The organism is Roseateles chitinivorans (assembly GCF_050632145.1).
GTDB lineage: Bacteria > Pseudomonadota > Gammaproteobacteria > Burkholderiales > Burkholderiaceae_C > Roseateles > Roseateles chitinivorans_B.
Window position 1 is genome coordinate 6,194,688 of record NZ_CP192577.1, and the last position, 19,835, is coordinate 6,214,522.

General features: G+C 68.5%; 19 protein-coding genes. 5 read left to right on the forward strand and 14 right to left on the reverse strand.

Features of this window, described 5'->3' with window-relative positions:
• Nucleotides 1-125: 125 nt before the first annotated feature.
• The 7 genes from ACQ86G_RS28440 to ACQ86G_RS28470 all read right to left on the reverse strand — a co-directional run bounded on the left by ACQ86G_RS28440 (nt 126) and on the right by ACQ86G_RS28470 (nt 8,503).
• The gene (locus ACQ86G_RS28440) at nt 126-1,514 is read right to left on the reverse strand and encodes a DUF1501 domain-containing protein (RefSeq protein ID WP_431258395.1); all 1,389 of its coding nucleotides are present in this window, start codon (nt 1,512-1,514) and stop codon (nt 126-128) included.
• 38 nt (nt 1,515-1,552) lie between these two features.
• Nucleotides 1,553-3,340: a DUF1800 domain-containing protein gene (locus tag ACQ86G_RS28445; protein ID WP_431258396.1), complete on the reverse strand. Its 1,788-nt coding sequence runs from the start codon at nt 3,338-3,340 to the stop codon at nt 1,553-1,555.
• A gap of 345 nt (nt 3,341-3,685) precedes the next feature.
• Nucleotides 3,686-5,080, reverse strand: coding sequence for a DUF1501 domain-containing protein (locus ACQ86G_RS28450; RefSeq protein WP_431258397.1), 1,395 nt, complete (start codon nt 5,078-5,080; stop codon nt 3,686-3,688).
• 22 nt (nt 5,081-5,102) lie between these two features.
• On the reverse strand, nt 5,103-6,476 hold the full coding sequence (locus ACQ86G_RS28455) for a DUF1800 domain-containing protein (RefSeq protein WP_431258398.1): 1,374 nt from the start codon (nt 6,474-6,476) through the stop codon (nt 5,103-5,105).
• Entirely contained in the window at nt 6,401-6,826 is a 426-nt protein-coding gene (locus ACQ86G_RS28460; RefSeq protein ID WP_431258399.1) for a hypothetical protein, read from the reverse strand. The genes ACQ86G_RS28455 and ACQ86G_RS28460 overlap by 76 nt, the downstream gene beginning before the upstream one ends.
• A gap of 325 nt (nt 6,827-7,151) precedes the next feature.
• Entirely contained in the window at nt 7,152-7,790 is a 639-nt protein-coding gene (locus tag ACQ86G_RS28465; protein ID WP_431258400.1) for a 3-oxoacid CoA-transferase subunit B, read from the reverse strand.
• A gap of 11 nt (nt 7,791-7,801) precedes the next feature.
• Nucleotides 7,802-8,503 carry a CoA transferase subunit A gene (locus ACQ86G_RS28470; protein WP_431258401.1) on the reverse strand — a complete coding sequence of 234 codons (702 nt, stop codon included), beginning with the start codon at nt 8,501-8,503 and terminating at the stop codon, nt 7,802-7,804.
• Nucleotides 8,504-8,693: 190 nt separating this feature from the next.
• Here ACQ86G_RS28470 and ACQ86G_RS28475 point away from each other — a divergent pair, with 190 nt between their 5' ends.
• The 4 genes from ACQ86G_RS28475 to ACQ86G_RS28490 all read left to right on the forward strand — a co-directional run bounded on the left by ACQ86G_RS28475 (nt 8,694) and on the right by ACQ86G_RS28490 (nt 12,350).
• Entirely contained in the window at nt 8,694-9,095 is a 402-nt protein-coding gene (locus tag ACQ86G_RS28475; RefSeq protein ID WP_431258402.1) for a PaaI family thioesterase, read from the forward strand.
• A gap of 19 nt (nt 9,096-9,114) precedes the next feature.
• Entirely contained in the window at nt 9,115-9,669 is a 555-nt protein-coding gene (locus tag ACQ86G_RS28480) for a PAS and helix-turn-helix domain-containing protein (RefSeq protein WP_088405274.1), read from the forward strand.
• A gap of 267 nt (nt 9,670-9,936) precedes the next feature.
• Nucleotides 9,937-10,299 carry an HU family DNA-binding protein gene (locus tag ACQ86G_RS28485; protein ID WP_067269564.1) on the forward strand — a complete coding sequence of 121 codons (363 nt, stop codon included), beginning with the start codon at nt 9,937-9,939 and terminating at the stop codon, nt 10,297-10,299.
• A gap of 176 nt (nt 10,300-10,475) precedes the next feature.
• Nucleotides 10,476-12,350, forward strand: a complete 1,875-nt coding sequence (locus tag ACQ86G_RS28490) for a B12-binding domain-containing radical SAM protein (RefSeq protein WP_431258403.1) — start codon at nt 10,476-10,478, stop codon at nt 12,348-12,350.
• A gap of 126 nt (nt 12,351-12,476) precedes the next feature.
• Here the strand turns inward: ACQ86G_RS28490 and ACQ86G_RS28495 are convergent, their stop codons facing one another.
• Nucleotides 12,477-13,784: a cyanophycinase gene (locus tag ACQ86G_RS28495; RefSeq protein ID WP_431258404.1), complete on the reverse strand. Its 1,308-nt coding sequence runs from the start codon at nt 13,782-13,784 to the stop codon at nt 12,477-12,479.
• 235 nt (nt 13,785-14,019) lie between these two features.
• Here ACQ86G_RS28495 and ACQ86G_RS28500 point away from each other — a divergent pair, with 235 nt between their 5' ends.
• The gene (locus ACQ86G_RS28500; protein ID WP_431258405.1) at nt 14,020-15,105 is read left to right on the forward strand and encodes a hypothetical protein; all 1,086 of its coding nucleotides are present in this window, start codon (nt 14,020-14,022) and stop codon (nt 15,103-15,105) included.
• Nucleotides 15,106-15,168: 63 nt separating this feature from the next.
• Here ACQ86G_RS28500 and ACQ86G_RS28505 read toward each other — a convergent pair whose 3' ends face one another.
• The 6 genes from ACQ86G_RS28505 to ACQ86G_RS28530 form a co-directional block, all read right to left on the reverse strand.
• Nucleotides 15,169-15,873, reverse strand: coding sequence for a pentapeptide repeat-containing protein (locus ACQ86G_RS28505; protein ID WP_431258406.1), 705 nt, complete (start codon nt 15,871-15,873; stop codon nt 15,169-15,171).
• 186 nt (nt 15,874-16,059) lie between these two features.
• Nucleotides 16,060-16,302 (reverse strand): hypothetical protein, encoded by a 243-nt coding sequence (locus ACQ86G_RS28510; protein ID WP_431258407.1) that lies wholly within the window; start codon nt 16,300-16,302, stop codon nt 16,060-16,062.
• Between the two features lie 112 nt (nt 16,303-16,414).
• On the reverse strand, nt 16,415-17,512 hold the full coding sequence (locus ACQ86G_RS28515; RefSeq protein ID WP_431258408.1) for a threonine aldolase family protein: 1,098 nt from the start codon (nt 17,510-17,512) through the stop codon (nt 16,415-16,417).
• A 63-nt stretch (nt 17,513-17,575) separates the two neighbouring features.
• Nucleotides 17,576-18,124 (reverse strand): nuclear transport factor 2 family protein, encoded by a 549-nt coding sequence (locus ACQ86G_RS28520; protein WP_431258409.1) that lies wholly within the window; start codon nt 18,122-18,124, stop codon nt 17,576-17,578.
• A 205-nt stretch (nt 18,125-18,329) separates the two neighbouring features.
• Nucleotides 18,330-19,079, reverse strand: coding sequence for an SDR family NAD(P)-dependent oxidoreductase (locus tag ACQ86G_RS28525; protein ID WP_431258410.1), 750 nt, complete (start codon nt 19,077-19,079; stop codon nt 18,330-18,332).
• 142 nt (nt 19,080-19,221) lie between these two features.
• Nucleotides 19,222-19,806: a TetR/AcrR family transcriptional regulator gene (locus ACQ86G_RS28530; RefSeq protein WP_431258411.1), complete on the reverse strand. Its 585-nt coding sequence runs from the start codon at nt 19,804-19,806 to the stop codon at nt 19,222-19,224.
• Nucleotides 19,807-19,835: the final 29 nt, after the last annotated feature.

Here is a 19,835-nt window from a genome sequence, read left to right on the forward strand (position 1 = left end):
CCCCCTAGGGTTGGGGGAACGTTGGATGTCGGGTTCCGGACCGATTTTCCGAGGACACCGGAAACGCGGAGAAACCCCTATCCATCGGAGCTACCGCCGATCCGCGTGATCCATGACGGTGCATGTCACCGCATGAAGCCGAGGTCGGGGCCCGCGAAGTTGCCGATGTTGGGCAGCACCGTGCGCAGTTCCGACGGCGGCACGCCCATCCACAGCGCCAGGGTCGAGGCGAGCTGGTCCACCGACGTCGTGGGCAACAAGCGGCCCTGGCCGACGTCGTCCGGTCCGTTGACGCTCACCGACGGCGCCGTCCCGTAGAAGCGCCCGCCCCTGACCGCGCCGCCCATCACCAGGTGATGCGATCCCCAGCCGTGATCGGTGCCGTCGCCGTTGCTGCTGAGCGTGCGGCCGAAGTCGGACGCGGTGAAGGTCGTGACCTGGTCGGCCATGCCCAGTTCCTGCAGCGCCGCGTCGAAGCTCGCCATCGCACCGCCGACCTGCTGCATCAGCGCCGGATGGCGCGTCGTCAGCCCGTCGTGCAGGTCGAATCCGCCCATGCCGACGAAGTAGACCTGCCGCGTCATCCCCAGCGAGGCGCGCGCGGCGATCAGGCTCGCCACCATCTTGAGCTGACGCGCCAGCGAGTCCGTCGCGAAGGCGGTCGACAGCGTCGCACCGCCGGCCAGCGCGGTGCTCAGCGTCGTCTGCAGATCGATCGAGCGCGCGGTCACGCGGTTGAGTTCCGATTCCATCGGATGCGTGCGGTCCTCGGTGATCAGCGAGCGCAGCAGTTTGGCGCACGAGGTCGAGCCGAACACCTGGCTGCCGATGCCCGTGATCGGCTTCTTGCCGCCGGGGCCGGTCAGATATTGGAACGCCGCATCGCCGGCCTGGAAGATCGCGTTGCCGTAGACATTGATGCAGGTCAGCCCGGCGCGGCCGTTGCCCGACAGCATGAGGTCGGCCATGCGCCCGCCCCAGCCGGTGCGCGCACCCTCGACGTTGGACGATTGCCAGAGGCTGGACTGGTCGTTGTGGGAGAACAGCTTGGGCGGCGCCGGCACCGCGCCGGACTTGAACTGCGCCAGCGTCATCGGCGCGGTCAGCGTGCCGATGTTCAGCATCACCGCAAGCCGGCCAGCATCGAACACCGGCTTGACCGCGGAGAGTCCTGGTGCCAGCGCCATCTGGCGTCCATCCGGCAATGCCACCGTCGGCGCCAGCGCGGTCGCCGCGAGCGCGTCGCGCCCGATCGCCAGCGTCGGTCGGATGGCGGTGTAGGCCTGGTGGCTGACGGCGTCGTACGGGATCACCGTGTTGCCGTGGTCGTTCCCGCCGTACAGGAAAACGCACACCAGCGCCTTGTAGTCGCCGCCCGTCGTCGCGGCGGCGGCGTCGCCGATCGCGGCGAGCTGCAGCGCCCACGGCGCGGCGGCACCCACGGCGGACGCGACCGACGCGCGCTTGAGGAACTCGCGACGATGCAGCGAGGACAGCTTGGACACATGAGCCACGGAAAGTCTCCGGTGAAGGTCGCCGCGAGGCGACGTCGTCATTTCTGGATCTGGTATTCGGGACAGGCGAGCAGCAGCATCCAACCGGCACGGGAGCGGTTGATCTTGCCGTCGTCGGTGTTGGCCGCGATCGTCGTGACCGCGGCCGCGATGCGCTGCTGGGTCGCGTCGGAGATGCTGCCGCCGCCGAGCAGCAGCGCCTGTCGCGCCACCATCGCGCGCGCGTCGGTGGACAGCGCCATGTCGTCCGTCAGGTCCGGCTTCGCGTCGCCCTGCCCGGTCGTCAGCAGCGTCTGCATGAAGTTCAGGTAGCCGGTGACCGTCACCTCGTTGAGCAGCTGGAACTCCGGCGCGGTGACCCCGGTCGCCGTCATCGCCGAGTTCGGCGGCACGTACCCCGGCCGGTAGAAGTTGAAGACCGACGGGCTGAAGAACGGGCTCTGGCCCAGGCGCGTTTCCGGATCGCTGGTGTCCGGGATGGTCCACTGGCCGGCCGACGTCAGCTTGATCGACCGCGCCACCTGGACGAATCGCAGCACCGGTTCACGCAACTTGCCGGAGTTGCTCACGCCGGCGTCGATCAGTCGCGCTTCCGGATCCATCAGCACGGCGCGCAGCACCGCCTTCAGGTCGCCGCGCACCCCCGACCCGTTGTTGTTGAAGGCCTGGGCCACCCGTTGCACATAGGCGCCGCTCGGGTTCGAGCACACGAAGCGCTGGATCAGTTGCCGGCCGAAGAACGGCCCGACGTTCGGGTGGTTGGCGAGCGTGTCCAGGGCCTGGCGCAGCGCGGTCGGCCCGTCCACGCCGGCGGAGATGGTGCTGCCGAGCACGGTCTTGGCGCCGCTCGAGAAATTGGTCGCGCTGTTCACCATCGGACGGCGCATGAAGGTGCCGTCGGCGCCGGCGGGGTTCGCCGTGTCGAAGTCCCAGCCGGTGAAGGCCCGTGCCAGTTGCGTGACCGCGCCCTGGTCGTAGGTCTCGATCGGGCGACCGCCGGAGGTCTGGACCGAGCCGTCCAGGTTCAGCTGCACGAGGCCGATCGTGAACAGCTGCATCACCTCGCGGGCGAAGTTCTCGTCGGGCTGACGGCCCTTGCCGTCCTCGTTCTTGCTGCCGCGCATCGCCAGGAAGGTGCCCATCGCCGGCGACAGCGCCACGGCTTCCAGCAGTCCGCGGAAGGTGCCGAAGGCGTTGTCCTCCAGCACGTCGGCATAGGCGGCCAGCATCATCGTGCGCCACGGCAGCGTCGCGCCGACGCCCGAGACGACGAAGATCTCCGACAGCGCCAGCACCATGCGCTGACGGAGCTGGTCCGGCGAGGTGATGAACTTGCACCACACGCTGTTGGGGAAGCCGTCGAAGTTCGCGTTCTTCTTGGCGTCGGTGGCGTAGCCGTTGCGCGTCAACCAGTCCCAGTGGGATTCGGTGCGCGGCGCGATGAACTGCAGGTCCAGCCAGGCGTTGTAGCCGATGGTCTTCAGCGTGGCGACGTCGGCCTCGCTCGCGGCGAAGCCGGCCTGCGCCAGGAAGCGCGCCGCCTGGGCATCGCCGGGCAGCGGCAGCACGAGGCTCGCGGACGGGAGCGTCGACGGCGCCGGTGCGGGATCCGGGACCGGCGCCGGCGTGGGCGCAGGTCCTGGCGCGGGTGCGGGGCTCGGAGACGGTGCTGCGGGCGTGGGTGCGGGTGCGGGCGCCGTGTCGGGCGCCGGTGCGGCGCCGCTCGGGGTGGCGGGCGAATCACCGCCGCCGCCCCCGCCGCCGCAGGCGCTGAGGGCCGCGGCGGCAGCCGTGGCGGCTGCGGAAGACCAGGGGAAACGGAACATGGTGGGGGTGCGTCGGTACTGCTGACGGCCGCGACTCTAGAGAGTCCCACCCCGGAAATCAGCATCCGATCCGCAACAGCGGAAAGGCCCGGAAACGCATCCGGTTACCGTGTCGTTCGACCTCGACAGTCGAGCGTTTGCCCCGTGATCATCGGCGCTTGCGTCGATCGACCGGTATTTTTCCCGGCTTCGGCGAGCGACCCGTGCGGGTTCTCACGACCTGAGCCCCAAGGCCAGGCCGACGCGTTCGACACGCGTCCTCATCCCCCTTCCGCCGACGTCGCGCGATGTAATTGGCGGGGACAAACCCGCCAGTTCCAACGATCGCCGGCGGGATGTTCGAAATCAGGCCGCAAAGAGCCCGAGGTCTTTCTGGTTGAAGTTCACGATGCCCGGCAGGATCCCCGGCAGGTCGGTCACCGGCACGCCCATCCACAGCGCCAGCGAGGCGGCCAACTGGTCGACCGAGGTGGTCGGCAGCAGGCGCCCCTGGCCGACGTCGTCAGGACCGCTGACGGCGACCGTCGGCGCCGTGCCGTAGAAGCGCCCGCCCTTCACCGCGCCGCCCATCACGAAGTGATGGCTGCCCCAGCCGTGGTCGGATCCGTCGCCGTTGGAACTCAGCGTGCGGCCGAAGTCGGAGGCGGTGAAGGTCGTGACGTTCTGGGCGACGCCGAGCTCGACGAGCGCCGCGTCGAAACTGGCCATCGCGCTGCTGACGTTGCCCAGCAGCACCGGCTGCTGCGACATCAGGTTGTCGTGCAGGTCGAAGCCGCCGATCGAGACGAAGTACACCTGCCGCTTCACGCCCAGCGAGGCGCGGGCGCCGATCAGGCGCGCCACGGTCTGCAGCTGCTGGGCCAGGTTGTTGCCGTTGGTCTCGAACGGCGTCTGCAGCGTGGCGGTGGACAGCGCGGTGGTGATGGTGCCCTGCGCATTGACGGAGCGCGCGGTGACGCGGTTCAGCTCCTGCTCCATCCAGTGCTGACGCTCGCCGGTGATCATGCCGCGCAGCGCTTCCGCGCAGGCGGCGGAGCCGAACAGCGAGCGGTTCGCGCCGTTGATGGCGACGGCGCCGGTGCTGCTCATCTGATATTGCACCGCCTGGCCGCCCGACATGAACACGGCATTGCCGGAGACGTTGATGCAGCTGAAGGTCGCGTTGCCGTTGCTGGCCAGGAACTGGTCGGCCAGGCGCCCGCCCCAGCCCGAGGTCGCGCCTTCGGGCCGCGACGACTGCCAGAGGCTGGACTGGTCGTTGTGGGAGAACAGCTTGGGCGGCAGCGGCACGTTGCCGGCCTTGTACTGCGCCAGCGTCGTCGGCTGCATCAGCGGACCGATGTTGAGCATCACCGCGAGCCGGCCCGCGTCGAAGACCGGCTTGAGCCGGTTCATCGTCGGCGCGAGCGCCAGCTGCCGGCTGTCGGGCAGCGCGAGGGACGGCGTCAGCGCCGTGGCGGCGAGCTGGTCGCGCGGGATCGCCAGCGCCTGGCGGATGTTCGCGTAGGCCTGGTAGTTCGCCGTGTCGTACGGGATCACGGTGTTGCCGTAGTCGTTGCCGCCGTACATGAACAGGCAGACGATGGCCTTGTAGTCGTTCGGCGCGACGGCCGCGGCGGCCTCGCCGATGGCGGCCAGCTGCAGCGCCCAGGGGGCGGCGGTACCGGCGATGGACACCGCCGAGGCGCGCTTGAGGAATTCGCGACGGCGCAGCGAGGGAAGCTTCGAGATGTGGGTCATGGTCGGCACTCCGCTCGGCTGGTTATTTCTGGACCTGGTATTCGGGCGCCGCCAGCATCATCAGCCAGGAGGCCTTGACGCGGTTCAGCTTGTTGGTGTCGGTGTCGGCCTTGATCGTGGCGACGGCCGTGGCGATCGTCGTGATCGTGGCCTCCGAGATGTCGCCGCCGCCCATCAGCAGCGCCTGGCGACGCACCAGCGCGGGCGCGTCGGCGACCAGCGCGAGATCGGCGGTGTAGTCGGGCTTCATGTCGCCGACGCCGTTGCCGACCAGGCCCTGCATGTAGTTCAGGTAGCCGGCGACGGTGCTCTCGTTGCAGAGCTGGAACTCGGGCGCGGTCACGTTGTTGGTGCCCAGCTGCGAGTTGGGCGGCACATACCCGGGCCGGAAGAAGTTGAAGACCGAGCCGCTGCGCATCGGGCTCTGGCCCAGGCGCGAGGAAGGATTGCTGGTGTCGCCGACGGCCCAGAGGTCGCCGGGCGAGCTCAAGCCCACGGTGCGCGCCCACTGGATCATGCGCTGCACCGGCTCGCGCAGCTTGCCGCCGCCGGGCGCGGTCGAACGCGTGCGGGCTTCGGTGTCGAGCAGGATCGCCTTGATCACGGCGCGCATGTCGCCGCGCACGCCCTTGCCGTTGTTGTCGAAGACGGCGGCGACGCGTTGCACGTAGGCGGGGCTCGGGTTCGAGGCCACCAGGCGCTGGATCAGTTGCCGGCCGATGAACGGACCGACGTTGGGATGCGCGGCCAGCGTGTCCAGCGCGACCTTCATCGCGGCGGCACCGTCGGCCGTCGCGGGGATCACGGTGTCCAGCACCTTCTTCTCGCCGGTGGAGAAACGCGAGGCGTTCTGCCGCATCGGGCGCTTCATGTAGCTGAAGTCGAGGCCGTCCACGTCGGAGGAGTCGACGTCGAAGTCCCAGCCGGTGAACACGCGCGCCAGGTCGGTGATCTGCTGCAGCGTGTAGGTGTCGACGGTCTTGCCGCCGACCATCTTGGGCGTGCCGTCGGCGTTGAGCTGGTTCAGGCCGATCGTGAACAGCTGCATCACCTCGCGGGCATAGTTCTCGTCGGGCTGACGGCCGCTCTTCAGGTCTTCCTTGCGGTTGCCGCGCATGGCCAGGTAGACGCCCATCGCCGGGGACAGCGTCACGCCCTCGATCAGCGCGCGGAAGCTGCCGAAGCAACGCTCCTCCAGCATGTCGACGTAGCCGGCGGTCGCGAACTGCGGCCACGCGATCGGCAGGCCGTTCATCGAGACGACGAAGATCTCCGACAAGGCCAGGACCACGCGCTGGCGCAGCTGGTCGGGCGAGGAGATCAGCTTGCGCCACAGCGTCGCGTCGACGCCGTCCAGGCTGTAGCGGTTGGCCTCGGCGCCCCGGCCCTTGTCCACGAGCCAGTCGTAATGGCTCTTGGTACGGGGGCGTCGAACTGCTGGTCGAGCCAGCGCGAGAAACCGGAGGTCTTGACGCTGGTCAGGTCCGCCGCGCTCGCGGCGAAACCGGCCTGGCCGAGGAAACGGGCCGCCTCGGGCTCGGTCGTGGGGACGTTGTTCTGGGGATTGCTGTCCGGGCCGGCGGACGCATCGTCGCTGCCGCCACCGCCGCCGCAGGCCGCGAGCAGCGCCGCCGCGGCGGCTGCCGCCAATGCCGCGGGCGTGCCGATGGGGGTGGCGTCACCGACGACGCGGTCGTCATCGGGCAGTGCAGTCGGAGCGAAGGGGGTCAGGGCGGCAGCGGTCATCTCGGCATCGGCTCGTAGCAGCGGATGCGGGATGGTGGCGAGGGCCGCCGTTCAATACACCGTCATTCGTACAACTTGTGAAAGGCGTGGCAACAGGCTGTTGCGGCGTGACTTATTCACGCACCGAACTTGTCCGGCTCGGATAAGCGCGAGAAACGATCCGGAAATAAATCGCCCGCGCGTGGCACGTGGGGTGCCCGGAGACTTCTTGCGCCCTCTCCCGCTTGCGGGAGAGGGCGGGGTTGAGGGCCCCACACGCGCTCGCTGCCCGCGGGCCTGGGGAGTACGAGTGGCAGGTCTTGCCACCCGTGGGGCCAGGTCTTGCTCAGACCAGCGTCACGCCCGTCTTGCCCTGCACGAACTCGCGGGTCACTTCCGGGGCGAGTTCGACCAGCTTCAGTCCTTCCGGCGTCACGTCCATCACCGCCAGGTCCGTGATGATCCGGTTAACCACACCGACACCGGTCAGCGGCAAGGTGCAGGACGGGATGATCTTCAGATCCTCGGTGCCGTCCTTCTTGCGGGCGACGTGTTCCATCAGCACGATCACGCGCTTGACGCCGGCGACCAGGTCCATCGCGCCGCCCATCCCCTTCACCATCTTGCCGGGGATCATCCAGTTCGCCAGGTCACCGCGCTCGCTGACCTGCATCGCTCCCAGGATGCTGAGGTTGATCTTGCCGCCGCGGATCATCGCGAAGCTGTCGTGGCTGCCGAAGATCGAGGAGCCGGGAATCGTCGTCACCGTCTGCTTGCCGGCGTTGATCAGGTCCGCGTCGACCTCGTCGTCGGTCGGGAACGGGCCGATGCCGAGCATGCCGTTCTCGCTCTGCAGCCACACCTCCTTGTCGGCCGGCACGAAGTTGGCCACCAGCGTCGGAATGCCGATGCCGAGGTTCACATAGAAGCCGTCTTCCAGTTCCTGCGCGGCGCGTGCCGCCATCTGGTCTTGGGTCCAGGGCATGTCTTCTCTCCTCAGGCAGCGGGGCGGATGGTGCGCTTCTCGATGCGCTTCTCGGGATTCGGGTTGTGCACGATGCGGTGCACGTAGATCCCGGGCAGATGGATGCTGTCGGGATCGAGCTCGCCGACCTCGACGACCTGCTCCACCTCCACCACCGTGACCTTGCCGGCCATCGCGCAGGCCGGATTGAAGTTGCGCGCGGTGCGCCGGAAGATCAGGTTGCCGCTCTTGTCGGCGATGTGCGCCTTGACCAGCGCGACGTCCGGATTGAGCGCGCGCTCCATCACGTACTGATGACCGTCGAACTCGCGGAGTTCCTTGCCCTCGGCCACCAGCGTGCCGACGCCGGTGCGCGTGAAGAAGGCCGGGATGCCGGCACCGCCGGCGCGCAGCTTCTCGGCCAGCGTGCCCTGCGGCGTGAATTCGAGTTCAAGCTCGTTGGCCAAGTACTGGCGCTCGAACTCCTTGTTCTCGCCGACGTAGCTGGAGATCATCTTCCTGATCTGCCGCGTCTCGAGCAGCTGGCCCAGGCCGAAGCCGTCCACGCCCGCGTTGTTGCTGATGACGGTCAGGCCCTTGGCGCCGCTGTCGCGCAGCGCCGCAATCAGCGCCTCCGGGATGCCGCACAGGCCGAAGCCGCCGACCGCCAGCAACTGGCCGTCCGCCACGATGCCGTCCAACGCCGCCTGGGCGCTGGGGAAAAGCTTGTTCATCCGATGTCTCCTGCTTGCCGTTGAATCACGGGTTTCCAGAACTTGGTCGGCCAATCTACTACGTAAGGCATTACGTAAGCGCTACGTAGAATTGATTAACTGCGCCCATGCAGCCGTCCCGCCACCGCGCCACCGTGCCACCCGAAGGAAGCCCGATGACCCTCCCCCGGACGCCCGGTCCCTGGACGCAATGTCCCTCGACGAACTGCGCGGACAGATCCCGAAGATCTTCGCGCCCTGGATCGTCGCACTCGGCCTGGATCCCGTCCACGCGGAAGACGGCCTGCTGCGATTGACGATGCCGGTCGCGGCGGACCTGGTCCACGTCGGCGGCGTGATGTGCGGGCAGGCCTCGATGGCCGCGGCCGACACGGCGATGGTCCTGTTGATGATGCGCGAGCTGGGCGAGTTCCGCCCGATGACGACCGTCCAGCTGCAATCGACCTTCCTGCGCCCGGTGTCGGGGACGCGCTGCACGATCGAGGCTCGCCTGCTGCGACGCGGCAAGAACCTGGCGTTCGGGCAGATCGACCTGTTCGACGAGCAGGGCCGGCTCGCGGTGCAGTCGACCACGACCTACGCGTTGCTGTGACCCGGCCATCAATTTCCCCATGAGCCTCGACTACCGCATCGCCTTCGACCAGGCCCCGATCGGGCTGGTGATTTCCGAGCACCGCCTGATCAAGGACTGCAACCGGCTGGTGCTGGAGATCTTCGGCGCGGAGCGCGAGCAGCTGATCGGCCACAGCTTCGCGCTGCTGTATCCGAGCCCCGTCGAGTTCGAGCGCACCGGCGAGCGCATCGTCGCGAGCCTCGATGCCGCCGGCTACTACGCCGACGAACGCGTGATGAAGCGCGTCGGCGGCGCGCGCGCCGGCGAGCTGTTCTGGTGCCACGTGTCCGGTCGCGCGCTGGACCCGTCGCAACCGCATGCCAGCGGCATCTGGAGCTTCGAGGACCTGTCCGCGACGCGACAACTGAAGGCCGACCTGACGCCGCGCGAGCGCGAGATCGCCGCGCTCCTCATCGAAGGTCTCACCAGCAAGCTGATCGGCCGCAAGCTCGGCGTCAGTCCGCGCACGGTCGATGTGTACCGCGCACGGCTGATGAAGAAGTACGGCGCGGCGAGCACGCCGGACCTTGTCCACCGTCTGCTCGTGTCATGAGTTTTGTTGCGTGACGTATTGCCGGGCAAGGCATGGCAGCGGCGAAAGGCCGTCGGGAAAGCCCCCGTGGCGCGCTGCGATTTCTCTGTTGCAAGCGCTCACAGGATCGCTAGAAGCGCCGATGAACACTGATATCGCGCAAGACGTGACCCCGGATAGGCGATTTCATCGATGATTTGCGGGGCAACCCGGGGACGCACGCGTGATTTCTCACGCACAATACGCGCCGTCCGGCGTTAGTCGGGCCCTAACCGCAGAGTCAAACGAATGAACAAGACCGAACTGATCGAACACCTGGCTTCCAAGCACGAACTGACCAAGGCCGAAGCTGGCCGCATCCTGGAAACGCTGCTGGACGCGGTGGTGTCCACGGTGAAGAAGGGTGGCGCTGTGTCCATCCCTGGCTTTGGTGCCTTCAAGCAACACGCCCGTGCCGCCCGCACCGGCGTGAACCCCAGCACCGGCGACAAGATCAAGATCGCCGCCGCCAAGCTGCCGAAGTTCACCCCGGGCGCCGGCTTCAAGGCCGCCGTGGACCCGAAGGCTGCCGCTCGCAAGGCTGCCGCCAAGCCGGCCAAGGCCCCCAAGGCCGCTGCTGCCAAGCCCGCCAAGAAGGCCGCCAAGAAGTAATCCACTTCTGGCGCACGCCGATCGCCAGGGTCGCCTCCGCGATCCCGGCGGTCCCGAACAAACCCGGCTTCTGCCGGGTTTGTTTTTTGCTCCTACAGTTCCGACATGTCCGCCCCCGCGCCCCCGCCGCGAATTCCGTTGCGCCCACCCCGCGTGTGCTGTCGCTCATCCCCCCGATGACGCAGCTCAACACGCCCTACCCGTCCACCGCCTACCTGACGGGGTTCCTGCGCTCGCGCGGATTCCAGGCGGCGCAGCGCGACCTGGCGCTGGCGCTGGTGCTCAAGCTGTTCTCCCGCGACGGCCTGAAGCGCGTGCGAGAGGCCGTGCACGCGATCCCGCTGCCGGACCGCGGCATCGCGTCGCGCCACTTCGACGAGTCCTTCGACCGCTACTTCGCCACGATCGCGCCGGCGATCGCCTTCCTGCAGGGACGCGACCCGACGCTGGCGCACCGCATCAACACGCGGACCTTCCTGCCCGAAGGCGCGCGCTTCCAGACGCTGGAGGTCTATGTCGCCGAGGACGGCGAGGACCCGCTGGCCTGGGCCTTCGGCGCGCTGGGCCTGCAGGACCGGGCGCGGCACCTGGCGACGCTCTACCTGAACGACCTCGCCGACGTGCTGCGCGAATCGGTCGACCCGCGTTTCGAGTTCGTCCGCTACGCCGAGCAGCTGGCGACCAGCCAGCCGACCTTCGACCCGCTGCACGACGCGCTGAACGCGCCGCCCAACCTCGTCGACGACCTGCTGCGCGAGCTGACGCTGGCCGCGATCGACGCGGAACAGCCGGACGTGGTGCTGCTGTCGGCGCCCTTCCCCGGCGCGGTCTACGCGGCGCTGCGGATCGGGCAGACGATCAAGCGCGAACGGCCGCACATCAGGATCCTGTTCGGCGGCGGCTTCGTCAACACCGAGCTGCGCGAGCTCAACGAGCCGCGCCTGTTCGACTACGTCGACTTCGTGTCGCTGGACGCGGGCGAGCGTCCGCTGCTGGCGCTGCTGGACCACATCGCCGGCAAGCGCAGCCGGCAGCGGCTGGTGCGCTGCTTCATCCGCGAGGACGAGGGCGAGCAACGGGGCCAGGTCCGCTACATCAACTTCGTCGAGCCCGACGTCCCCTTCGAGGACGTGGGCACGCCGACCTGGGACGGCCTGCCGCTGCACGACTACCTGTCGCTGCTGGACATGCTGAACCCGATGAACCGGCTGTGGAGCGACGGCCGCTGGAACAAGCTGACCATCGCGCACGGCTGCTACTGGAAGAAGTGCAGCTTCTGCGACATCACGCTGGACTACATCTCGCGCTACGAGGCGGCGTCGGCGAAGACGCTGGTCGACCGCATCGAGGCGATCGTCGCGGAGACGGGCCAGACCGGCTTCCACTTCGTCGACGAGGCGGCGCCGCCCAAGGTGCTGAAGGCGCTGGCGCAGGAGCTCATCGACCGCGGCGTCTCCATCAGCTGGTGGGGGAACGTGCGCTTCGAGAAGACCTTCACCCCCGAGCTCTGCCAGTTGCTGGCCGACAGCGGCTGCATCGCGATCAGCGGCGGCCTGGAGGTCGCATCGGATCGTCTGTTGAAGCTGATGCAGAAGGGCGTCTCCGTCGAGCAGGTGGCGCGCGTGACGCGCGCGTTCACCGAGTCCGGCATCCTCGTCCATGCCTACCTGATGTACGGCTTCCCGACGCAGACGGTGCAGGACACCGTCGACGCGCTGGAATACGTACGACAGCTGTTCGAGAACGGCTGCATCCAGAGCGGGTTCTTCCACCGTTTCGCGTGCACGGTGCACTCGCCGGTGGGACAGGACCCGAAAGCCTTCGGCGTCGAACTGCTGCCGCTGCCGCCCTCGCCGTTCGCGAAGAACGACGTCGGCTTCGTCGACCCGACCGGCACGGACCACGATGCCATGGGCGATGCGCTCAAGAAGGCGCTCTACAACTTCATGCACGGCATCGGCTTGGAACAGGACGTGCGGCGCTGGTTCAGCGTGCGGGTGCCCAAGCCGAAGGTCTCCAAGCAGTTCATCGCCGAGGCGCTCGACGCTTGACGTCGCTGGCACCCGCGATGCCAGGCGCGGGCTCTCCACGGGGCATGGGGGATCCCTCCAGGACCCCCAAGCCCCATTCCGGCCCCACCGCCGCTCTCTGACTCCGGGCCTTGGATCGCGCTGGGATCAGCGCAGACCCGCAGGCGCGATCATCGTCGCGGCCGGCACCGCGTTCGTCGTCGGACCCGCACCCGGATCAGGCAGCCGCACCGGCCGGATATCCAGCCGCACATCCAGCAGCGTCACATCCTTCCCGTCGCCATCGACGTCAATCCATCCCTGCGTGTCCGCACCGCGATAGAGCCGGAAGACGAAACCCGTGCGGTCGCGATCGCCCTTGGCATCGGGCCGGATGCGCGCCGCCATGGCACGCACCTCGGCGGCCGGCGAACTCAGCAGTTCGGTCATCGCCTGGACGATGCGGTTGTCGCCGAGGATGTCCGGCTGGAAGCTGTCCACCGGTCCGCGTGACGCGCCTCCCCCGCCGTACGTCGAGGCAAGGATCGGCACCGGCGCGCCGGCCGCGGTCTTCCTCGGCGCCGGCATCGTGACGCCGGAGCGCAGGTCGTGGCGGTCGCCGTTGTCGAGGTAGCTGATCCGCGCGCCGCGCACGTTGAACATGCCCAGCGCCGGATCGCTGCGCGCGTCGCGCAGGTCGACGAACAGCGCGCCGCGTCCGCCGATGACATCGATGCGATCGCCGTGCACGACGGCCGCGCTGTTCTCCTCGACGCCCAGCCCGAAGCGGTAGCCCTTGGCCATCATCAGCGGCAGCATGCGGCCGATGCGCCCGCGCTTGAGGAAGTGCTGGTCGACGAACAGCTCGTCGCCGACGAAGCCCAGGCCGCGATCGATCTCGTGGCCTTCGCGCAGCGTGCCGCGCATGACTTCCATGACGTTGAGCGCGTCGCGGAACATCACGCGGCTCATGATGGCCGCGCCCGCGCTGGTGCCGGCGACGACACCGCCACCGCGGTAGACGTCCCAGATGGCATCGAGCATCGCGGTGCGCCGCCCGTCGGGCTGCAGCGTGTCGACGATGAAACCCTGCGCGCCGCCGGAGAAGAACACCGCGTTGGACGCGCGCACCTTGGCGATCAGCTCGGGATCGTTGAGGTTCTTCTGCAGGTCGGCCCCTTCAAGGCGCGGCGCGACCGGGATGTGCTCGCCCTGCGCGCCGTGCTTCTTGAGCACGTCGATGATGAGCTTGGCGGAGAACTCCGGATTGGCCGCGGCCGTGGCCAGCACCGCGAAGTGCGCCTTGCCCGGCCCGCCGGCCTCCTGGACGATGCGCTCCCAGACGGGGTCGTTGTCCATGCGCAAGGCGCCACCGATGACGATGGCGGTCTGGGCCGAGGCGGCACCGGCACCGAGCAGCGCCGCCACGGCGAGCAGCGCGCGCATCCGGATCGAGATCAGGCGGTAGGCATCCATGCCGCCTATCTTGCATATCGCGTGCCAGAAGTGAAGCAGGGTCTGCCTTCAACCTGGGGGTGCGAATGGGGAATACGCCGCGCCGCCCTCTGGGAGCGCCCCGCACGCACGGGGCGGACACCGCACGGCAGACGGGGTCGGGAGTGTCCGAGCGCGTCCCTTCCATGTGGGATGACGCCGGTCCCGCGCGTTTCGATACTCGTCCCCGGTCCGACCAGGGCCGAGGAGACAGACGATGACGACGAAGATGTACTCGAACGAGGACCTGAGACAGGGGCGCACCGATTTCAACCAGTTCGTGCCGGTGATCGCGCACGGCGATTCGTGGGGCTCGTTCGGCTCACTCCCGACCTGGCTGACGGGAAGCCTGTTCAACGCACTGGACTTCGGCAAGGACGTCGGCATCGTCAACTACGCCATGCCGGGACAGCTGCTGCGGGATCTGCCCGACCCGAAGAAGTTCTCGAAGTTCAATCAGGCCATGACGGCGAGGGGCACGCCCCACTGGCGCGCGCTGATGATCTCGGGCGGCGGCAACGACCTGATCGACTGGATCCGTCGCAGTCCCGGCTTCGATCTCTCGCAGCGGATCCTGCGCCGGCAGGACGAATGGCAGGACCCGAGCCAGGGCGTGGCGCGCTATCTGTCGCAGTCCGGCTGGACCCATTTCTGCGAAGAGTTGATGGACGCCTATGTGAAGCTGGACGCGCTGCGCGACGGCAACTTCGCCGGCATGGTCATCATCACGCATGTCTACGACTACATGACGCCCCGCTTCGCGCCGGTGATCGGCGGCGGGTCGAACGCCTGGATGGCGCCGGCGTTCGAGATGGCCGGGATTCCGAAAGGCGACTGGACCGCGGTGGCCCACGTGCTGGTGGACTGGTTCCACGACTTCCTCGATCACCAGGTGAAGGCGCGCATCGGCGGATTCCTCGTGCTGGACACGCGCGGCGGCAGCAAGCCCGCGGTGCCGGGCACGACCGGCATCAGCAATGACTGGGCGAACGAGATCCACCTGACCGCGCAGGGCTACAGGACCCTCGCCGCCGCGAAGTGCAACGCCACGCTGACGGCCCTGGCCACGACCTGGACCACCGGTGAAATCGCGGATGCCACCACGCCGCCCGCAGCGGCGGCATTGCGCGCGCTCGAGTCGACCCTGCAGGCGTCGGCGGGGGCACCGCCGACGACCGCGAAGGCGATGGCGAAATCGGTGAAGCAGGTGCCCGATGCTCCCGCGAAGAAGCTGAAGAAGCCGGTGAAAACGAAGGCGGCCAAGGTGACCAAGGCGGCCAAGTCGACGAAGCAGCCGCGTTGACGCGCGCCGCAACGGCGGGAAGGGTCCGCGCCCCGTGCGCCTCGCGGTCCGGGCAGTCCTCGTTCAGACGACCTGGACGCCCAGTCCCGCAACAAGCGCCGCCGCCTGATCGGTGGACATGATGCTGCCCTTGAAGTGCTGCAGCAGGTCGCCGACCTGGATCGATCCCAGCTTCGCCCGGCGCAGGTCGGCCCGCGCAAACCGGGCATTCTTGAGGCTGGCATCCGCCAGATCGCAATCGACCAGGACGGCCTCGGTGAAGTCGCAGCCCGACAGGTCGGCGCCGGACAGGTTCAGTCCCACGACGGTCTGCTTGCGGAACGACAGCCCGCGCAGGTCGGCATTGACCGCGACGCTCTCGCGGAGGGTGAGCCCCAGGGTCTGCGCCTCGGTGAACTTCGCGCCGGTCAGCTTGACCTCCGCGAAGGCGGCGCCGGACAACCTGGCGCGCCGCCAGTTGGTATTGCTCAGGTCGCACCCGTCGAACTTGGCGTCCGTCAGGTCCGACAACTCGAACGCCGAACCGGCCGCGCGGCAGCGCCACCAGCTCGTGCCGGTCAGCGTGGCCCGGACGAGAACGGCGCCGACGAAGGTGCAGTTCCGGAAGGTGGCGCCGCGCAGCTCGATGCCTTCGAGGTTCTCCCCGTCGAATGCGCAGTGCTCGAACACGAGGGGACCATCGGCCTGGGCTTGAAGCTGCGCCAGCAGCGCCCGATTGAGCGACTGGTGGACGACGGCGGAGGAATCGGCAAAGAGAGGGAGCGACATCACGACGGAGACAGCGAACGAGGCGCCACTCTAGTCCGGAGGCGGCCCGGATCGGTGGATGCCCTTCCGCGATCGCAAGGCCATTCGTCCGGCACGTTGACGGCGAGGGCCAGCTGTGAACAAACCGTCCATGCCGCCCAAGGTCCGCCGTCGCGGGCCGACACGTGACATCGGATCACGGGTCGATCACACGGCGCCGTCGCGGCCCTTGCGCCGCTTCTGCCGCGCCTTGCGCACGCGGTAGATGAGCAGCGGCACGAAGACCGCCAGGCCGACGACGAGCATGGAGACGGCGCCGCCACCCTTGCCGCCCGGACGCGTCAGCCCACGCAGGGCGTCCATCAGTTGGCCGAAGCCGAGCGTGATGAGCCAGATGAAGAAGAGTGTGACCAGCGCCGAGAGCGCGAGGCCGAAAAGAGTGCGTTTCATGGAGATCGGAATGCTACGCGGTCCGGCGCGCCCTTCCAGCGCGCCTTTCCGATCCGGCCCATTCGATCCGGCTCATTCGATCCGGCCCCTCCGATGCGCTTGGCGGAGCGGCTCAGACCCGGTTCGAGCGCGCGATCAATCGCTGGAACGCGTCCACGACCACCTCGTCGCTCAAGGCGAGCAGGTTGTCGCCGACGTAGATCTCCGACACGGCCCGGCCCGGAGAGCCCGTCTCGCGCGCAGCGTTGAACAGCCAGAGGCCGTCGGTGTCGGCGATCTCGTTCCGGGCCGCCACCAGGCGCTGCACATCGCCGTCCATGTGGACGTGGAACATGTTGGCGTGCGGCGCGGCGGGATTGATCCGGAGGCCAGCCACCTGGCTCAGGGCCTCGACCACCTGGACCGTGCGCTCGAACAGGCGCGGCATCAACGCCAGGCGCTCGTCCAGGCGGCAGGCCGCGGACGCGGCGAGCGGCGCCAGTTGGTAGATCGTCCCGCCCATGCGCCGCCGCCACACGCGCGCTTCGGCCATGACACGCGCCTCGCCCGCGAGCAGCGCGCCGGAGAAACCGCCGAGCCCCTTGTAGGTCGACACGTAGACGGTGTCGACGCCGGCCACGATCTCGTCGTAGCGCTTGCCGTACCAGGCGGCGGCTTCCCACAGACGCGCGCCGTCGAGGTGGAGACGCGTGCCGCTGGTGGCCGCCCACTCCTTGATCGCCGCCAGCTCGTCCCAGGGGGGCGACTGGCCGCCGATCACGCGGGCCGGAAGTTCGAGCACCACGGCGGCCAACGCCTCCGCAGGCTGCGCCAGATCGCCCCGGGTCAGCGTCCGATGAGGCTGTCCGAGAACCGTCGCGTGCAGGTTCATCAGCTGCGAGAAGGCCTGCTCCTCCTCCGTCGCCAGATGGCAGGTCGCATGCATGCCGAAACGCGGCAGCCGTTTCTCGTCCGCATGCAGGCGCAAGGCGATCAGCTGTGCCATCACGCCGCTGGGCATGAAGACGGCCGCCGGCTTTCCCAGGAGACCGGCGACGCGCTGCTCCAGCAGCTCGACGGCACCGCCTTCGCCATAGATGTCGGCGGACACCTCGTTGGCCCGCGCCCAGGCGGCGACGGTCTCCAGCTCCTCGGCGAAGGACCGCGTCGCAAAGCCCGACACCCAGCGGGTGCAGCGCTGCTTCAGGGCTTGGGTCTCAGAGGGCGTCATCGCTGGCTCGCTGGCGGTCATCGGACGGCGATTGCAACACGGTCGGCACCAGGTCCGGCAGTGTCACTTCGGATACCCGACGTAGAACTCGCTGGCGATCTTCCACTGACCGCCCACCTTCAGCAGGTGCAGCACCTTCCAGCCCTTGCCGCTGTACGGCTCCTGCTGCAGGGCGGTCTCGTAGTCGAGCGAGACCTGCGCCAGCAGGCCGACCTGTTCGATCTTGATGTTGGAGTGCCGCTGCTTGTAGCGGTTCGCGGAACCGAAGAGGGCCTGCCTGAAGCCTTGATAGTTCTGCACGCTCGCCAGGCCGGCGGACGCGCCGAAGTCCTTCGAGACGCCGGAGAACGGGATGTTGAGGTCCAGCAGCAGCGACTCGAACCGCTTGGCATCGCCCTCGTTCACGCTGCTGGTGTACTGCGCGAGCAGTTGATGGATGAGGGTCTGGTCTTCGGGCGAAGGGGCGTTCACGGTGGCGTCCTTGAAGGGCTGTGTCGACCCCACCGCGGTCCTGTCGGCCGGCGCGGCGTGGACCGCGGCCGGCAGGCTGGTCGAGGCAAGGCACGCGGCGATCAGGCACAGCGCGCCCCAGGGCTTGTTCAATCCGGGCATGGGTCTTCCAGTGGTGGCGAGGGCGCCGTCGCCATGAGCCCCGTCGGCTCCCTGGAAACGGCACGCTGCCAGTGTCCTGACCCGGTCGCCCCCGGACAAGACTGCCTACCGCAACGCAGCCATGCGCGCGGCGCAACGAGGCGCGGCCTCCGCGCCTCGCCCGCCCTTCCCGACACGCGGCGCGCCGCATCGCGCGCCACGTCGCTCACAGCTTCGTGCCGCCGCTCGCGTCCAGGATCTGTCCGGTGGTCCAGGCACCGTCCGGGCCCGCCAGGAACGCGACCACGCCGGCGATGAATGCCGGCTTGCCCACGCCCGGCAGCGCCTGCACCTGCGCCAGCGTCTCCTTGCCGCCCGGCTCGTTGATCCAGGCGCCCATGCGGGTCTCGATGGCGCCGGGCGCGACGACGTTGACCGTGATGTTGCGCGGGCCGAGTTCAGCCGCGAGTTGCAGGCTCAACGCGTCCACGAAGCCCTTGCTCGCCGAGTAGGCCGTGATGCCCGGGAAGGCGATGCGCGTCGCCGCCGTGCCGATGTTGATGACGCGGCCGCCGTCGGGCATGACCGGCACCACGCCCTTCGTGACCTGGAACAGGCTGCGCATGTTGACGCTGACCAGGCGCTCGAAGTCCTCGACGCTGGTGTCGGCCAGCCCGGCGAAGACGGCGATGCCGGCGTTGTTGACCAGGATGTCGATGCGCGGCAGTCCCAGCGCCGTCACCCGTGCGACCAGCTGCTGTCCGCCGTCGATGGCGGACAGGTCCGACTGCACCACATGCGCGGTGCCGCCAGCGGCCCGCACGGCCGCGGCCACCGTTTCCACCTCGTCGCGGCCGCTGCCATAGTGCAGCACCACCTCCGCGCCGTCGGCGGCCAGACGCTGCGCGATGGCGGCGCCGATGCCGCGCGACGCGCCGGTGACCAGGGCGATTTTTCCAACCAGGGATCTGCTCATCATCAACTCCAAATAGACCAATCGGTCAAAATAGGGGGAAAGAATGGCCGCTCGCGCGGCCGGTGGGAAATCAGGAACGGCTCCGCTGTGCCTCGGAGGAGGCATCAGCACGACATCGGGAAGATCAAGGGCGGGGGGACGGTCAGCTCATGTCGAGCACCGACAGCGCGAGTGCCACGGAGCGCTGCATCTGCTCCCGGCTGCGCCCCGCCTGCGCAGAAACACGGAGCCCGCCGGTGAGCGCGATCAGCAGATCGGCGAGTTCCGCCGACGGCGTCGGGCTGACGATGGATCCGTCGCGCTGCCCGCGTTCGACCGCGCTTCGCAGCAGCTCATGCGTGGCCTGCCAGCGGCTCGTCAGCTCCCAGGCGAGCGGCGCGTCCGACAGCCCTTCCAGCAGGCCGCTGGTGACGATGCAATGCCTGTCGACGGGGTTCTCGCTGCTGCAACTCAACACCATCGCGTCGTAGTACACCTCGATGGCCGCCCGCCCTGTCTGCGCCGCCTGCACGGCGGCAACGGTGTGGGCGGCGCGCTGCGCCGCGCAGTCGATCGCCTGCAGGTACATGGCCTGCTTGTCGCCGAAGGTGTTGTACAGGCTTTGCTTGCCCAGCCCGGTCGCCTCCTGCAGCAGCGCCAAGCTGGTGCTCGCATAGCCGTGCGTGGCGAAGACGTCGGTCAGACGCTCCAGGACTTCGGACTCGGAAAAGCGGCGTTCGCGTGGCATGGGACGGATCCTACGGCGTATTGGACCGA

Excerpts from the sequence above, each read along its gene's own strand:
- ACQ86G_RS28445 (WP_431258396.1), bottom strand. The coding sequence starts at position 3,340 with ATGTTCCGTTTCCCCTGGTCTTCCGCAGCCGCCACGGCTGCCGCCGCG.
- ACQ86G_RS28450 (WP_431258397.1), bottom strand. The coding sequence starts at position 5,080 with ATGACCCACATCTCGAAGCTTCCCTCGCTGCGCCGTCGCGAATTCCTC.
- ACQ86G_RS28460 (WP_431258399.1), bottom strand. The coding sequence starts at position 6,826 with ATGACCGCTGCCGCCCTGACCCCCTTCGCTCCGACTGCACTGCCCGAT.
- ACQ86G_RS28465 (WP_431258400.1), bottom strand. The coding sequence starts at position 7,790 with ATGCCCTGGACCCAAGACCAGATGGCGGCACGCGCCGCGCAGGAACTG.
- ACQ86G_RS28470 (WP_431258401.1), bottom strand. The coding sequence starts at position 8,503 with ATGAACAAGCTTTTCCCCAGCGCCCAGGCGGCGTTGGACGGCATCGTG.
- ACQ86G_RS28475 (WP_431258402.1), top strand. The coding sequence starts at position 8,694 with ATGTCCCTCGACGAACTGCGCGGACAGATCCCGAAGATCTTCGCGCCC.
- ACQ86G_RS28480 (WP_088405274.1), top strand. The coding sequence starts at position 9,115 with ATGAGCCTCGACTACCGCATCGCCTTCGACCAGGCCCCGATCGGGCTG.
- ACQ86G_RS28485 (WP_067269564.1), top strand. The coding sequence starts at position 9,937 with ATGAACAAGACCGAACTGATCGAACACCTGGCTTCCAAGCACGAACTG.
- ACQ86G_RS28490 (WP_431258403.1), top strand. The coding sequence starts at position 10,476 with ATGACGCAGCTCAACACGCCCTACCCGTCCACCGCCTACCTGACGGGG.
- ACQ86G_RS28495 (WP_431258404.1), bottom strand. The coding sequence starts at position 13,784 with ATGGATGCCTACCGCCTGATCTCGATCCGGATGCGCGCGCTGCTCGCC.
- ACQ86G_RS28500 (WP_431258405.1), top strand. The coding sequence starts at position 14,020 with ATGACGACGAAGATGTACTCGAACGAGGACCTGAGACAGGGGCGCACC.
- ACQ86G_RS28505 (WP_431258406.1), bottom strand. The coding sequence starts at position 15,873 with ATGTCGCTCCCTCTCTTTGCCGATTCCTCCGCCGTCGTCCACCAGTCG.
- ACQ86G_RS28510 (WP_431258407.1), bottom strand. The coding sequence starts at position 16,302 with ATGAAACGCACTCTTTTCGGCCTCGCGCTCTCGGCGCTGGTCACACTC.
- ACQ86G_RS28515 (WP_431258408.1), bottom strand. The coding sequence starts at position 17,512 with ATGACGCCCTCTGAGACCCAAGCCCTGAAGCAGCGCTGCACCCGCTGG.
- ACQ86G_RS28520 (WP_431258409.1), bottom strand. The coding sequence starts at position 18,124 with ATGCCCGGATTGAACAAGCCCTGGGGCGCGCTGTGCCTGATCGCCGCG.
- ACQ86G_RS28525 (WP_431258410.1), bottom strand. The coding sequence starts at position 19,079 with ATGAGCAGATCCCTGGTTGGAAAAATCGCCCTGGTCACCGGCGCGTCG.
- ACQ86G_RS28530 (WP_431258411.1), bottom strand. The coding sequence starts at position 19,806 with ATGCCACGCGAACGCCGCTTTTCCGAGTCCGAAGTCCTGGAGCGTCTG.